The sequence below is a fragment of the Pseudomonas sp. ASL7 genome (assembly GCF_056680375.1).
Genome location: NZ_CM155279.1, coordinates 2,133,427 through 2,148,398, shown reverse-complemented (window position 1 = coordinate 2,148,398; position 14,972 = coordinate 2,133,427). Strand labels below are relative to the sequence as shown.

Genomic DNA, 14,972 nt, shown 5'->3' with positions numbered 1-14,972 from the left:
TTTTTGAATCGTCAGTGCAGTGGACTTCGTGAGCCTCTTGTGGGTGGAGTGGGATTTTTTTGTTATTCGACGTTGGTCGTGCGTAGCCGCTCAAAGCCCGCATTCAAGTCGGCGATCAGATCGTCGACATGTTCCAGGCCGATGGAGAGTCGGATCAGGTTCTCGCCGATGCCCAGGCTGATTTTCTGTTCATGGCTCAACGAGTTATGCGACATGCTGTAGGAGTGGTTGATCATGCTCTCCACCCCGCCCAGGGAATCGGCCAGCACAAAGATCGACAGCTGCTCGATGAAGGGTGCCATCGCCTTGCGGTCGGCCTTGAGCATCAGTGAAACCACCGCGCCGCCAGAACGCATCTGGCGTTTGCACAGTTCGTGCTGCGGATGGCTTTCCAGCCCCGGGTAGTACACGGCCTCGACCTGCGGGTGCTCGCTGAGGTAGCGGGCGATCTGTAGCGCATTGCTGCACTGGCGCTCCATGCGTACGTCGAGGGTCTTGAGCCCGCGCAGGGCGAGGTAGCAGTCGAACGGGCCCTGGACCGCTCCGATTGCCATGCTGATGCCGCGCAGGCGGGCGAACAGTGGCTCATCGGCGGCCACTACCACACCACCGATCAGGTCGGAGTGCCCGCCGATGTATTTACTTGCCGAGTGCATCACCAGGTCGACGCCATACTCGATAGGACGCTGGTTCCAGGGTGAGCAGAAGGTGTTGTCGACGCAGGTCAGGATGCCGTGGTCGCGGGCGAACGCTGTCACACACGGGATGTCCACCAGTTGCAACAGAGGGTTGGTCGGTGTCTCGATCCAGATCAGCCGGGTGTTGTCGCGACGGCTGGCAGCCAGTGCCTCAAGGTCATTGAGATCGACGTAGGTGGTGCTGAGCCCGGAAGTCTTGCTGCGGTAGTCTTCCATCAGGCGGAAAGTGCCCCCGTAGACGCCCGCCATCACGATCACATGGGAATCCTTGGGCAGTAGCTCAAGCACGGTGGCGGTCGCAGCCAGGCCAGAGGCGCAGGCTACGGCACCGAAGCCGTTTTCCAATTGTGCAACGCAGCTCTCATAGGCATGGCGGGTTGGGTTACCCACTCGTCCGTAGGCGTATTCCGGGTTGTCATCGAGGCTGCGCTTGATGAACGAACTGGACGTGACGATTGCCGGAAAAATTGTATTGTCGGCATAGGTCGACTGTTCGCCGGCGTGGATCACTTGGGTCGAAAAATTGCTTTTGTTCTGGCTCATGGTCAGCAATGACTCGCGTGTATTAGAGGTAGCGATCGAGTTGTTTCGCATAGGGTGTGATGTCGCCGATGTTGCGAGCGACCCAGTCGCGGTCGTAATAGGTGTCCAGATAGCGGTCGCCGCTATCGCACATCAGGGTCACGATAGAACCCTGCAGGCCTTGCTCCTGCATCTGCGATGCGACTTTCAGCACACCCCACATGTTGGTACCGGTGGAACCCCCGGCCTTCTTGCCGAGTACCTTCTCCAGCCAATAAAGGGTGGCGATGCTGGCCGCGTCGGGGATCTTGAGCATGTCGTCGATCACGTCTGGCAGGAACGACGGCTCGACCTGGGGACGACCGATGCCTTCAATGCGACTGCCTTTGCTGCCGGTAAGACTTGAGTCGCCTGTTCGATAGCTGTCATAGAAAACCGAGTGCTCGGGGTCCACCACGATCAGTTGAGTGTCATGACCCTTGTAGCGGATGTAGCGGCCGATGGTGGCGGTAGTGCCGCCAGTCCCTGCGCTCATGACAACCGCGTGGGGAATGGGGTGCGCCTCGCCGGTCATTTGCTGGAAGATACTGTCGGCAATATTGTTGTTGCCGCGCCAGTCTGTTGCCCGCTCGGCGTAGGTGAACTGGTCCATATAGTGCCCGTCGCTTTCGCGCGCCAGGCGCTGCGCCTGGGCATAGACCTCTGACGAATGATCGACGAAGTAACAGTGCCCGCCGAGCAGTTCGACCTGTTCTATTTTTTTGCTCGCGGTGTTGCGCGGCATGACGGCGGTGAAACGTAGGCCAAGCAGTTTGGCGAAGTAGGCTTCGGACACAGCGGTGCTGCCCGAGGAAGCCTCGACCACATGAGTACCCTCACGGATCTTGCCGCTGCAAATAGCATGCAGAAAGAGCGAGCGCGCCAGTCGATGCTTGAGGCTGCCGGTTGGATGTGTGCTCTCGTCCTTGAGGTAAATGTCGATGCCCTTCAACCCTGGAACTTCCAGCTTGTGGATGTGGGTGTCGGCGGAGCGCAGCAGATCGCAGGAGATTCGGCTGATGGCTGTACGGATCCATTCGTTCACAGAGTTTCCCTCGCCCCGGCAGGCGTCAACGGCATAAGGACCATCGCCTGAGGCGTGGCGAGAGGGGCGATGATCTTGTTCATTTGAGTGGCTCCGAGCCCGTGTTTTATGGTGTAAATCCTACTGCCGCCCACTCGAAAATAAATTTCCATTTCTTCAGCTCTTAAGCTATTTTTTAGAAAAATTTTCTACGTACTATAAAAAAAGAAGAAAAAATGGATAGTTTTGATCGCCATATCCTCTCGCTCCTGCAACGCGATGCCGACATGCCCATTAAAGATCTGGCCGAAGCCGTCAACCTTTCGACGACCCCCTGCTGGAAGCGGATAAAAAAGCTCGAGAAAGAGGGCTATATCCGGGCCAAAGTGGCCCTGCTGGACCCAGTCCTGCTGGGCCTTGGGCTATCGGTGCTGGTGCAGGTCAAGACACAGCGTCATGACAAGGTCTGGCTGGATACTTTCGCCAAGACCGTGTCGCAGTTCGAGGAAGTCATGGCGTTCTATCGGATGTCGGGGGATTGGGACTACATGTTGCACGTGGTGGTCAGCGACATTGCTGCCTATGACACGTTCTACAAGAAGCTGATCACGAGCGTCGACGGACTTTCCAACATCACATCAAGCTTTGCCATGGAGCAGATCAAGTACACCACAGCACTGCCTTTGCCTCGATAATCTGCTCTACGTGGCAGGTGCAACTGCCACACCGCGATCTCTGGCAGGACGACAGAACCGATGCTGGCGAGGTGGGGGCGCGAATGGCGCAAGCTCAGGCGGGTAGGATGGTTTGATCGCGGGAATTGCAGAGAACATTTAGAAGTCGATCAGGAGACCAACGAAACAGGGCACAGATGTACCCTGTCTGGATGGTCACCCTATGGCGCGTTAAGGGCTATAGGCTGCCTTCAACATCTTCCAGGCTGAAGGTCTCGGTATGGTCGTCATAGGAGAAAATTTCAGCGTATCGCCCCCAGGTGATCACGCTCTCCAATGTTTTTTCCACAAACGCATCGGTCAGTGAGTCTTCCAATTCCTGCTCGAAACGCACTCGCGGCGCGCGGTGGCCGTTTCGTTCCTGCAAAACCTGTCGAATGCGGGCAGCCAGTGGCACGTGTTTGACCAAGTGTTCGGCAAAGAGGGCTTTGCGTTCTTGGGTGCCATAGTCAGCGAATAGCTTGCCGGCCTCGGTGAGGGTGATGTCGGCGCCCTTGAGCTCGGCGAAACCCAGGTGCTCCAGCATTTCAGCGACCGGGAACAGGTCGTCCACTTCCAGCAAGCGCCGTTCTGCAACGTCGGGCAGGCCTGCCTCACCGTTATAGGGTTCGGCTGCCAGGGTTTCGATCAGGCCGGCGATGAGGTTGGTGGAGACTTCCGGCAGCGGGCTGCCCATTTTCAGTTCGGCTTTGCCGGTGCTGGCGTCGGCGCGGCGGCGGTCTGTCATCAAGGCATAGATGTCGTCGACCATTTGCCGAAAGGTGGGGTCCAGTCGGTTACGTGGATGCTCGAAAGGCACTTTGATTTCGGCGACGACCCGCCCGGGGTTTGATGACAGGACCAGGATGCGGTCGCACATCAAAACGGCTTCTTCGATGTTGTGAGTCACGATCAGGATGGATTTGATCGGCAGTTGTTCACCGCTCCACAAGTCCAGCAGGTCGGTGCGCAGGGTTTCAGCGGTCAGCACGTCCAGTGCGGAGAACGGCTCATCCATCAACAGCAGGGTTGGGTTCACCACCAGGGCGCGGGCAAAGCCGACCCGTTGCCGCATACCGCCGGACAATTCCCGCGGATAGGCGTTTTCGAAACCATCGAGGCCGATCAGGTCGATCGCCGCCAGCGCACGCTTGCGGGCGGCCTTGCGTTCGACCTGTAGTGCCTGAAGGCCTGCCTCTACGTTTTCGAGAACGGTCAGCCAAGGGAACAGCGCAAAGGTCTGAAAGACCATCGCCACACCTTCGGCCGGCCCGGTGAGCAGGGCACCGTTGTACCGGACCTCACCCGACGTTGGCGGTATCAGGCCGGCAATAATTCGCAGCAAGGTGGATTTGCCCGATCCGGAGCGTCCCAGCATGCCCACGATCTCGCCTTCGCGCAGGGTCAGGTCAACATCGCTGAGCACCTGCAACTCGTCCTTGCCCTTGCCAAACGCCCGGCTCACGTTGTTCAGCGCGTAGATTTCGGGGGATGCCTGTGTGTGTTCTGTAAAGGTATTCATGACATCGAATCCCGTTAATTGAGACGGAGTTTGTTTTCAGCAATGGCGTACATCGGCCGCCATACCGCACGATTGAAGGCCACGACAAAGAGCGACATTACCACCACACCCAGGGTGATTTTAGGGAAGTCCCCGGCGGCCGTGTTCTGGGCGATGTAAGCGCCCAGGCCGTGTGCCACGACCTTGTCCTGTCCCCATGAAACGAATTCGGAAACGATACTGGCGTTCCACGCGCCGCCAGAGGCAGTAATCGCGCCGGTCACGTAATACGGGAAGATGCCCGGCAGCATGACTTTGCGCCACCACAGCCAGCCGCGAATGCGAAAGTTGGCCGCCGCTTCGCGGAAGTCGTTCGGGAACGCGCTGGCACCCGCAATCACGTTGAACAAAATGTACCACTGCGTCCCCAGCACGATCAGCGGGCTCAGCCAGATGTCCGGGTTCAACTGGTAACGCAGGATCACGATGACAAACACCGGGAACAGCAGGTTGGCGGGGAAGGCCGCGAGGAACTGCGCCAATGGTTGGATTTTTTCTGCCAGGTGCGGACGCAAACCGATCATCACGCCCAGCGGCACCCAGATCAGCGAGGCCACGGCAATCAACAGCACCACACGCAGCAGGGTAATCAGCCCCATGCCGAGCACGTGACCGACCTCGCCGAGTGTCACTTCGCTGCTCATGTAGAGGGCGATGTGGTACAGCGTATAGAGGGTCAATAGGGCAATCAGCGCGCCCCATACCCAATCGATCAGCCGTGAAGTGGCCGGGTTCGATGGCGCGGCGCTACGGGGTGAGCGCGGCAGGCTGAAGCGGCGATTGCCGATTCGGCTGACGGTGCGGGTGATGGGGCGCAAGATGCGCTGGACCATGCGGGTGCGCTGGATCAATTTCAACACCCATGACTCCGGCGCGCCGGCCTGGGAGGCGGTGTTTTCCATGCGGAACTTGTCGGCCCACGCCACCAGTGGCCGGAACAGGAACTGATCGTAAATCAGGATGACCGCGATCATCGCCAGGATCACGTAACCCACGGCATGCAGGTCTTGCTGCTGGATAGCGACAGCCAGGTACGAACCCACGCCCGGCAGCATGACGGACTTGTCACCGACAGTGATGGCTTCAGAGGCCACCACGAAGAACCAGCCACCGGACATGCTCATCATCATGTTCCAGACCAGTCCCGGAATGGCGAACGGCACGTCGAGCTTCCAGAATTTTTGCCAGCCGGAGAGCTGAAGGTTGCTGGCCACTTCTTCCAGGTCACGGGGCAACATGCGCAGTGACTGGTAGAAGCTGAATGTCATGTTCCAGGCCTGGCTGGTGAAGATGGCAAAAATGGCGGCGAATTCAGCGCCGAGCACCCGCCCTGGAAACAACAGCAGAAAAAACGTCACGGTGAACGAGATGTAGCCCAGCACCGGCACCGATTGCAGGATGTCCAGCACCGGCACCAACAGTTTCTCGGCCCGGCGGCTCTTGGCTGCCAGGGTGCCGTAGAGCAAGGTAAAGACCAGGGACGCGGCCATCGCTGCGAGCATGCGCAGGGTGGTGCGCATCGCATATTCGGGCAGGCTGGCCGGGTCGAGTGAGATGACGTCACCCTGCAAGGTGGACATCGGCGCCCAGGTTTCCCGTGCGGCAATCGAGAAAAACAGCAAGAAGCCGATGACGAGCGGCAAGGCGACCAGGTCCCAGCGATTGGGCAGTAATCGCTGGGTCGTGGCCGGGATGTAATGACGGAATATTTTGTTCATATTCAGTGATTCCAACAGCGTTCTGAGTAAGGTTCATGACCACAAACCAACACTTTCTTGAGCGCACGCGTCTAAATCTGCTCAGTACGCAGTCAAAGCACAGCACACTCAGGGTTGGTAAAACAACGAAGTGAGGTCACGCAAACGAACACTGAAGGCAGAAGCAGAAACGGCACGTTAAATCAGCAAGGGAAATTGCCGGGTCAAACGCTACGCTCGGCTTTATTACGCCTGGCTTCTGTATGCATGACCCACCGAGAATGGGCAGGGTCCATGGCGGACGCTCCTTTGGTGGGTTGAAATGGGGTTATGGGCGGGGGGAATTATACGGATCAAAATGTTACAAGTGGATAAAATTAACTTAACTTTTGAAGGTTTAAAAATTCACATTACCAGTGTAGTGCGCCGCATCCAGTGTGAGCGGACCTGCTTGAAGAACCCAAACGCTTCACGGAAACTGTTCTGCTCTGGCCTCGGCAGTTCCTGATCAGCGGCGAGGTGAAATCTCATTGGTTTGCGCTTCTTCATATACTGAGCCGCCGAATCGGCGACCGAAGAAGCTGCCAGAATTTTCCTGAGGTCGGTGACTGAGTCTCCTCATTTTTTGTTACCGCACACCCCAACCGCGTACAAAATCCAGCGGCGGTAACAACCTCACGGCTGTTCCAATCCTTGCGCTTTACTATGTGCAAACCCCATCCCAGGCGGCTTCGTGCGCTTTCATGGGCGGCCACGCAACGAATTGGCCGGCCGATTGCATATGCTTGTCTGTACAAGTAAGCGTGTGTGCATAAGACCGTTCACTTCGCAGTACCCCTGCAATTGCGCCACAAGCGCTTTCGATAGATCTTGGAAATAAAAACAATGAAAAAAGCATTTCTGACCCTTTCTGCATTGGCATTGTGTGTGGCTGCCGGCTCTGCCCTGGCCAAGGAATACAAGGAACTGCGTTTTGGTGTCGATCCATCCTACGCGCCCTTCGAATCCAAGGCCGCCGATGGCAGCCTGGTGGGCTTCGACATCGACCTGGGCAATGCGATCTGCGCTGAGCTGAAGGTCAAGTGCAAATGGGTTGAAAGCGATTTCGACGGCATGATTCCGGGCCTCAAGGCCAACAAGTTCGACGGCGTGATCTCTTCCATGACCGCAACGCCTGCCCGTGAGAAGGCCATCGACTTCTCCAGCGAGCTGTTCTCCGGCCCGACCGCGCTGGTGTACAAGAAAGGCACTGCCATCGGCATCGATCCGGCCTCGCTCAAGGGCAAGAAGGTCGGTTACGAGCAAGGCACCATCCAGGAAGCCTACGCCAAGGCCGTACTGGACAAGGCCGGTGTCGAGACCCAGGCCTACGCCAACCAGGACCAGGTCTACGCCGACTTGATCTCCGGCCGCCTCGATGCCTCGATCCAGGACATGCTGCAAGCCGAACTGGGCTTTTTGAAGTCGCCGCAAGGTGCCGACTTTGAAGTCAGCAAGCCGGTCGACAGCGAGTTGCTGCCAGCGAAAACCGCAGTGGGCATCACCAAAGGCAACACCGAGCTCAAGGCTCTGCTGGACAAGGGCATCAAGGCGCTGCATGACAACGGCACCTACGCGGCCGTGCAGCAGAAGCACTTCGGTGACCTGAACCTTTACAGCGGCAAGTAATGCCCCTGCGCCCATCCCCGGATGGGCGCTTTCTTGATTGCCAAAGGGCTGCGCAATGTTCGAAAACCTACTGCAGATTCTGGGACTGTCCGGCTTCAGCCTTAAGGGCTTTGGCCCGCTGTTGCTGCAAGGCTCCTGGATGACTGTCAAATTATCTTTCCTGTGCTTGCTGGTCAGCGTGGGCCTCGGCCTGATCGGCGCCAGTGCCAAGCTTTCCAAGTCAGCTTTGCTACGCGTCCCGGCACAGGCCTACACCACGCTGATCCGTGGCGTGCCGGACCTGGTGTTGATGCTGCTGATTTTCTACAGCCTGCAAACCTGGCTGACCAGCCTGACCGAAGCCCTGGGCTGGGACTATATCGAGATCAACCCGTTCGGTGCCGGGGTCATTACCCTGGGCTTCATCTACGGGGCGTATTTCACCGAGACCTTTCGCGGCGCGATCCTCGCCGTACCGCGCGGCCAGATGGAAGCGGCTACCGCCTACGGACTGACCCGCGCCCAGCGCTTTCGCTTCGTGGTGTTCCCACAGATGATGCGCTTTGCCCTGCCGGGCATTGGCAATAACTGGATGGTGATCCTCAAGGCCACTGCCTTGGTCTCGATCATCGGCTTGGCCGATCTGGTCAAGGTGGCCCAGGATGCGGGCAAGAGCTCCTATCAGCTGTTCTTCTTCCTGGTGCTGGCCGCCTTCATTTACCTGGTGATTACCACCGCTTCGAATTACGTCTTGCGCCGACTGGAAATCGTGTACGCCGCAGGCACCCGGGAGGCTGTGCGATGATCGAACTTCTGCAGGAATACTGGCGCCCGTTCCTTTACCAGGACGGCAGTCACATCACCGGGCTGGCCATGACCCTCTGGTTGCTCAGCGCCTCGATCTTCTTCGGCTTTGTGATGTCGATTCCGTTGTCGATTGCCCGGGTGGCGTCCAATGTCTGGGTGCGCTGGCCGGTGCAGTTCTACACCTACCTGTTTCGCGGTACGCCGCTGTATATCCAGTTGCTGATTTGCTACACCGGCATCTACAGCTTTGCTGCGGTCCGTGCCCAGCCGTTACTTGATGCGTTTTTCCGCGATGCGTTGAACTGCACCATTCTGGCTTTTGCCCTGAACACCTGCGCCTACACCACGGAAATCTTTGCCGGGGCGATCCGCAGCATGAACCACGGCGAAGTCGAGGCGGCCAAGGCCTATGGCCTGCGCGGCTGGAAACTGTATGCCTACATCATCATGCCATCGGCCCTGCGCCGCTCGTTGCCGTACTACAGCAACGAAGTGATCCTGATGCTGCACTCGACCACCGTGGCTTTTACCGCCACCGTGCCGGACATCCTCAAGGTCGCCCGGGACGCCAACTCGGCAACCTTCCTGACCTTCCAGTCGTTCGGTATCGCCGCAATCATCTACCTGGCCGTCACTTTCTCTCTGGTCGGTTTGTTCCGCCTGGCCGAACGCCGCTGGCTGTCTTTCCTCGGCCCGGCTCATTAATTCAGGAAGCTTGCACATGTACAAACTGACCGTTGAAAACCTGCATAAAAGCTACGGCAACCACGAAGTCCTCAAGGGTGTTTCGCTGAACGCCAAAACCGGCGATGTGATCAGCCTGATCGGCGCCAGTGGTTCGGGCAAAAGCACCTTCCTGCGTTGCATCAACTTCCTGGAAACGCCCAACGACGGCGCCATGAGCCTGGACAACCAGCCGATTCGCATGGTCCATGACCGCCACGGCATGCGCGTGGCCGACGCTGATGAACTGCAACGCCTGCGCACGCGCCTGGCGATGGTGTTCCAGCATTTCAACCTGTGGAGCCACATGACCGTGCTGGAAAACATCACCATGGCCCCGCGCCGGGTGCTGGGGGTCAGCAAAAAGGATGCCGAAGAGCGCGCTCGTCGGTATCTGGATAAGGTCGGTCTGCCGGCCCGAGTCGCCGATCAATACCCGGCGTTTCTCTCGGGTGGCCAGCAGCAACGCGTCGCCATTGCCCGGGCCCTGAGCATGGAGCCGGAGATCATGCTGTTCGACGAACCAACTTCGGCCCTGGACCCGGAGCTGGTGGGCGAGGTGCTCAAGGTGATTCAGGGGCTGGCCGAAGAAGGCCGCACCATGATCATGGTGACCCACGAAATGAGCTTCGCCCGCAAAGTGTCGAACCAGGTGCTGTTCCTGCACCAAGGGCGCGTGGAAGAGCAGGGCGCACCCGAGGACGTATTGGGCAATCCCAAGAGCGAGCGCCTGCAGCAGTTCCTCAGCGGCAACCTGAAGTAACAAGAGCACCTTCGAGCGACCGCCGGGTCGCTCGAAGGCATCGGCTCAACCTTTCCAGGTCCGGGCGGCGGGCCATGGTGCCGGCATCGTTCAGCACGCTGCCTTCACGGGCACGCAGGGGAAAGATAGGGTTCGCCACCTCTGGCGGTGTATTGATTGGGTTAATGCGCACTGCATTCCGTTAGTCGCAGGACTTGAACTGTCCGGGGCTTAAAGCGTCATAAGTCCGCGATATCAACCTTACGGAAGCAATCATGCTTTTAAAGAATAAGAGTCTCATTGCTGTAATGTCATGCGCCCTGATGCTTGCGGCCGCCCCGTTACTCCCTGCTGATCTGTCCATCATGAACTCCGCCTTTGCGAAGGACGGTGGTGGTGGTGGTGGTGGTGGTGGTGGTGGTAATGGGGGAGGCAACGGAGGGGGTAATGGCGGTGGCCATGGCGGCGGTATAGGCGCCGGTCACAGCGGTTCAAGTCACGCCGGCGACTCTGACGGTAATGGCCACGGCAATGGACTGGCCAGCGATCATGATCATGTGGGCAAGGCTGTTCGCGACCATGGTGTAAGCGGACATCACTACGGCGGTGATCGCAAAAGTGATCGCGGTCATGGCTCGACGACTTCAGGCATCGCCCATTCCAAAGATACTCACGGCTTGACCAAAGCCCGCGCAATCGCGACCTCGACGCCTGGGGATCACAACGCCAAAGGGTTGAGTAAAGCCGGCATATCGGTATCTAGAAATCCCGCTGATCCTCTATAACGGCTGACAGGGAAGCACAACAGTCTCAACCGCAAAGCCTGCCGTACGCTGAACTCACTTCGATTTCTTCGGCGGATAGTTACCGCGTAAGCTCCCGGACTCGTTGCCGGTTTTGCCGGGCAGGTCGGGCACAACCGGGCGCGATCTGGGCTGAGGGTTGGAACGGCTGCGGGGTTGAGGTTGTTTGCTCATTGTTCACCTCCTGATTTTTCAGCAAAAAGGGGGCGGTTCAATCCGCAAATGGATTTGTCGCCTTTATCCTTGGCGGCACTGTCCGGCACTGTTGTTGACTGGCGCATCCGTGCGCCAGACGGCCGGTCTTAGCGCTTGATCAGGGAAATCTTCGTTCCTTCGATGCTGACCCCAGCCATTAACCCCTCCTGGTCGAAAATGAACGCGTAGGCTTCGTCCTTCAGCGTGGAGCTGGACAGGTTCTTCGCGGCCCCTTCATCCAACACGACAACTGTGGGGCCTACGCCGATTTCCCAACCCTTGGTTTCGCGAATGTACTTCAGGGCTTTGTCGGTCATCAGGAATACCGCGTAGCCGTACGACTGGGCGCCTGCCTGCAGCCCCCATGACCCGGTTACGGAGTTGTAGTAACCGTCTACGGTCTTGCCTTCCAACAATTCGCCTTCGCCATAGCTACCACCAAACACGAGGCCCGCCTTGATGATTTTCGGGAAGACAAGTATCGCCTTGGCTTTGTGTGACATGGCTTCGGCAGCGGGTATGGCTTTGTAGAGCCGTTGCAACGCCAGGTGAGATTCGCTATTCAGATCCTCGGCGGTTGCCGCTCCCGCAGTGTTGAGAAAACTCGCCGACGCCAGTGAGGCCGTCGCGAGGATGATCGATAGGAAAAAGCGCATTGACTGAGTCATTTTCGTACTCCAATTCGGGAGCATTGGATGTGAGCAGCAGTCAGTGTCTGTCCCCGGCAGAAGAGCCTACTGGAAATTATCCGGCGCACCCTAAAGTGTGTGAACAACTGGCTTCGCCCTTGAATGAAGCAACTAGCAGTTTTGATCATCGGCGGTGCCATCACCTGCTTTGACCGCTGCGCAGGGACGGGGTTCGTCGTCAAAGCCTGTAAAAGGCTAACGTGTAGGAGCGAGCTTGCTCGCGATGGACTCAAGAGCGGCGCGTTTATTTAGAAAACACGCGGTATCGTTAACGTCCATCGCGAGCAAGCTCGCTCCTACACTTGTTTATTGTCGCTGACGCTATCCTCTAGAATCCCATCCCCGCAGCCGAGCTGGACGTCCACCCAATGCAAACCCCGACCACCCAACACCCCCTCTGGAAAACCTACCTCCTTTTCCTCGCCCCCATGGTCCTCTCCAATTTCCTCCAATCCATGACGGGCACCGTCAACAGCATCTATATCGGCCAAATGCTCGGCACCCAAGCCCTGGCAGCCGTATCGGGCATGTTCCCCATCGTATTTTTCTTCATCGCCCTGATCATCGGCCTCGGCTCGGGTGCGGGTGTGCTCATCGGCCAAGCCTGGGGCGCGCGGGAACCGCATTTGGTGAAAGCCATCGCCGCAACCACCTTGCTGCTGGGGGCAATCATCGGTCTGGTGGCTGCGGTATTGGGTAGCGTGTTCGCAAGAGCCGCCTTGCAAGGCCTGGGAACGCCGGCAGACGTACTCGACGACGCTGTGTCCTACGCCCACGTGATGATGTGGATCATGCCGTCTTTGTTGGTGTACGTGCTGTTTACCCAGCTGTTGCGCGGGGTGAGCGATACAGTGTCGCCGCTGGTGGCGCTGGTGGTGTCGACGTGTATCGGGCTGGCGCTGACGCCGGCGTTGATTCGCGGTTGGTTCGGGCTGCCGATGATGGGGATTCAAAGTGCGGCGTATGCCGGGTTGGCGGGCAACTTGTCGGCAATGGGCTGGCTGGCCTGGCGGTTGATTCGCAAGGGCCATCCCTTGGCGCCGGATCGGGAGATGTTGGCGGCGATGCGGCTGGATGGGTTGATTCTCGGCAAAGTGCTGCGCATCGGCTTGCCGACCGGGTTGCAGATGGTGGTGTTGTCATTGTCGGAGTTGGTGATTCTGGCGTTGGTGAATCAGCACGGCTCTCAGGCGACGGCGGCCTATGGCGCGGTGACGCAGATCGTCAATTACGTGCAGTTTCCGGCGTTGTCGATTGCGATCACGGCGTCGATTCTCGGTGCTCAGGCCATCGGGGCAGGGCGCCTTGAACGCTTGGCGCTGATCCTGCGCACGGGGCTGATGATCAATGTGTGTCTGACCGGCGGGTTGGTGCTGTTGGGTTATGGGTTGTCGCACTGGTTGCTGGGGTTGTTCCTCACGGAGGATTCCACCCGGGCGATGGCGGAGCACCTGCTGCACATCATGCTTTGGAGCATGTTGGTGTTTGGCTTCCAGGCGATCATCGGCGGCATCATGCGCGCCAGTGGCACGGTGATGGTGCCGATGGCCGTTTCGATTGTTTGTGTGGTACTGGTGCAATTGCCCGTGGCGTATGTGCTGGACCAGCAGTTCGGGTTGCAGGGTGTGTGGATGGCGTTTCCGGTGGCTTACCTGGGGATGCTGGTATTGCAAACGCTGTACTACAAATGGGTTTGGCAACATCAGAAAATCGAGCGGTTGGTGTAGGCGCAGGTGTTGGATGTCGGACACCGGCACAACCGATGGATAAGGCTGCTGGATCGGACCCGAGACGTGTAGGAGCGAGCTCGCTCGCGATGGTGTGTCAGCTGCATTGATGTCGACTGACACTCCATCGCCGGCGCCGACAGAGGGTAGGAAGTCTCGGCGGGGGGGTGGAATAAAGAGCCGTTCTTTGCTTAAGTCCATCTATCGCTGGCCCGTGTGTGCGGGCGCCTCAGCTCTTGACGGTAGCCCCGACCGGACAATCCCATGAATCCTCGATTCCCTCGGCTCGCTGTGTTGGCCGCCGCGCTCACTGTCGGCTTCTTGCCCTGTGCCCACGCGGTGGAATACACGCGGGTGAATGAAACTGCCAGCACGATCTCCTTCACCTATAACCAGTTCAGCTCACGGGTGTATGGCACGTTCGGCAAGTTCAACGCCACGCTTGATTTCGACACGGCGAACCCCGAAGCGGCCCATGCCGCGCTCAGCATTGAGCTCGACAGCATCAATGCCGGCAGTGAACAGGCCAACACAGAGCTGCAAAAGCCAGCGTGGTTCGACACGGCAACGTATCCGGTGGCGACGTTTGAATCGACCGGTGTAAAAGCCCAAGGCAAAAACCATTACACGATCACCGGCAAACTCACACTCAGAGGTGTAACCCGTGAAGTAGCCGTTCCGGTCCTCCTGAAGGCGGCGAACGCCATTGGTATCTTCGATGGCCAGCTAACGCTCAAGCGTAGCGACTTCAAAGTCGGCGAAGGTGAATGGGCCGATAGCGTTGTTTCCGACGACATCAATATCCGGTTTCGAATGGTTGCGCCGCAACGCTAGCGTGCCCTGCTATTCAAGACTCCAGTGCCCCGAGTCCACATCGGCCGGGGCGCGACTCACCTCACCCAATGCCCTTCGACCCAGCGCCAGTTCGGCCCGTGTGCTTGCCAATGCCCCGGTTTCCAGCGCGCGCCGTGCATCACCGGCTGCCAGTGACCGGGCACCCAGGCATAACCGCGACCGTCCCAGCGCCAATGGCCTTGATCCCAGGCATAACCGGGACGTCCCGGGGGCATCATCTCCGCCCGCATGGGGGGCGGCGCTTGCTGGACGATGATTTCGGTCTGAGCAAAGACTGGCGTGCTCGATAAAGCGGCAAGCGCCAACGGGACGAGCAGAATGTGCCGCACATTGATCAGGGAACGCACAAATTGCATGACAACTCCTCAAGCCTGCATCCGAAAGTGAATGCTCCTGAAGAGTTGAACGCGCGAAAGGGAAAATATCCATCGTGAGGAAAATGAAATTTTTGTCAGGAACAGCAAGAGCCCGCAGCCTCGGAGCGGGCCTTCGCGAGCAGGCTCACTCCCACACTGGATTTGTGATTGACG

At 58.4% G+C, this 14,972-nt stretch carries 15 protein-coding genes; 8 read left to right on the top strand and 7 right to left on the bottom strand.

Going from position 1 to position 14,972, the window contains the following annotated elements:
- Window positions 1-62 precede the first annotated feature (62 nt).
- Together AC1MDT_RS09780 and AC1MDT_RS09775 are read right to left on the bottom strand one after the other, a co-directional pair.
- Complete coding sequence (locus AC1MDT_RS09780) at window positions 63-1,241, bottom strand: trans-sulfuration enzyme family protein (RefSeq protein ID WP_480421822.1); 1,179 nt, start codon at window positions 1,239-1,241, stop codon at window positions 63-65.
- A gap of 22 nt (window positions 1,242-1,263) precedes the next feature.
- Window positions 1,264-2,304: a PLP-dependent cysteine synthase family protein gene (locus AC1MDT_RS09775; protein WP_480421821.1), complete on the bottom strand. Its 1,041-nt coding sequence runs from the start codon at window positions 2,302-2,304 to the stop codon at window positions 1,264-1,266.
- Window positions 2,305-2,519: 215 nt separating this feature from the next.
- Here AC1MDT_RS09775 and AC1MDT_RS09770 point away from each other — a divergent pair, with 215 nt between their 5' ends.
- A complete protein-coding gene (locus AC1MDT_RS09770) occupies window positions 2,520-2,978 on the top strand; it encodes an Lrp/AsnC family transcriptional regulator (RefSeq protein ID WP_480421820.1) in 459 nt (152 codons plus the stop codon).
- Between the two features lie 217 nt (window positions 2,979-3,195).
- On the opposite strand, the gene AC1MDT_RS09765 is transcribed toward AC1MDT_RS09770, so the two are convergent.
- Entirely contained in the window at window positions 3,196-4,518 is a 1,323-nt protein-coding gene (locus AC1MDT_RS09765) for an ABC transporter ATP-binding protein (protein ID WP_480421818.1), read from the bottom strand.
- 14 nt (window positions 4,519-4,532) lie between these two features.
- The gene (locus tag AC1MDT_RS09760) at window positions 4,533-6,275 is read right to left on the bottom strand and encodes an ABC transporter permease (RefSeq protein WP_480421817.1); all 1,743 of its coding nucleotides are present in this window, start codon (window positions 6,273-6,275) and stop codon (window positions 4,533-4,535) included.
- 864 nt (window positions 6,276-7,139) lie between these two features.
- Between AC1MDT_RS09760 and AC1MDT_RS09755 the strand changes: the two genes are divergently transcribed.
- The 5 genes from AC1MDT_RS09755 (at window position 7,140) to AC1MDT_RS09735 (ending at window position 10,958) form a co-directional block, all read left to right on the top strand.
- Window positions 7,140-7,922, top strand: a complete 783-nt coding sequence (locus AC1MDT_RS09755; RefSeq protein WP_480421816.1) for a transporter substrate-binding domain-containing protein — start codon at window positions 7,140-7,142, stop codon at window positions 7,920-7,922.
- Between the two features lie 55 nt (window positions 7,923-7,977).
- A complete protein-coding gene (locus tag AC1MDT_RS09750) occupies window positions 7,978-8,706 on the top strand; it encodes an ABC transporter permease (protein WP_480421815.1) in 729 nt (242 codons plus the stop codon).
- Window positions 8,703-9,413 carry an ABC transporter permease gene (locus tag AC1MDT_RS09745; RefSeq protein WP_480421814.1) on the top strand — a complete coding sequence of 237 codons (711 nt, stop codon included), beginning with the start codon at window positions 8,703-8,705 and terminating at the stop codon, window positions 9,411-9,413. Before AC1MDT_RS09750 ends, AC1MDT_RS09745 begins: the two co-directional genes overlap by 4 nt.
- A gap of 16 nt (window positions 9,414-9,429) precedes the next feature.
- The gene (locus AC1MDT_RS09740) at window positions 9,430-10,194 is read left to right on the top strand and encodes an ABC transporter ATP-binding protein (protein WP_480421813.1); all 765 of its coding nucleotides are present in this window, start codon (window positions 9,430-9,432) and stop codon (window positions 10,192-10,194) included.
- Window positions 10,195-10,448: 254 nt separating this feature from the next.
- Entirely contained in the window at window positions 10,449-10,958 is a 510-nt protein-coding gene (locus tag AC1MDT_RS09735; protein ID WP_480421812.1) for a hypothetical protein, read from the top strand.
- Window positions 10,959-11,012: 54 nt separating this feature from the next.
- On the opposite strand, the gene AC1MDT_RS09730 is transcribed toward AC1MDT_RS09735, so the two are convergent.
- Both AC1MDT_RS09730 and AC1MDT_RS09725 read right to left on the bottom strand, forming a co-directional pair.
- Entirely contained in the window at window positions 11,013-11,150 is a 138-nt protein-coding gene (locus AC1MDT_RS09730; RefSeq protein ID WP_480421811.1) for a hypothetical protein, read from the bottom strand.
- Window positions 11,151-11,278: 128 nt separating this feature from the next.
- Window positions 11,279-11,839, bottom strand: a complete 561-nt coding sequence (locus tag AC1MDT_RS09725) for a lipid-binding SYLF domain-containing protein (RefSeq protein ID WP_480421810.1) — start codon at window positions 11,837-11,839, stop codon at window positions 11,279-11,281.
- A gap of 389 nt (window positions 11,840-12,228) precedes the next feature.
- On the opposite strand from AC1MDT_RS09725, the gene AC1MDT_RS09720 reads away from it, so the two are divergent.
- Window positions 12,229-13,587, top strand: a complete 1,359-nt coding sequence (locus AC1MDT_RS09720; RefSeq protein WP_480421809.1) for an MATE family efflux transporter — start codon at window positions 12,229-12,231, stop codon at window positions 13,585-13,587.
- A gap of 264 nt (window positions 13,588-13,851) precedes the next feature.
- Window positions 13,852-14,421: a YceI family protein gene (locus tag AC1MDT_RS09715; RefSeq protein ID WP_480421808.1), complete on the top strand. Its 570-nt coding sequence runs from the start codon at window positions 13,852-13,854 to the stop codon at window positions 14,419-14,421.
- A 56-nt stretch (window positions 14,422-14,477) separates the two neighbouring features.
- Here the strand turns inward: AC1MDT_RS09715 and AC1MDT_RS09710 are convergent, their stop codons facing one another.
- Window positions 14,478-14,798: a YXWGXW repeat-containing protein gene (locus AC1MDT_RS09710; RefSeq protein WP_480421807.1), complete on the bottom strand. Its 321-nt coding sequence runs from the start codon at window positions 14,796-14,798 to the stop codon at window positions 14,478-14,480.
- Between the last annotated feature and the right edge of the window lie 174 nt (window positions 14,799-14,972).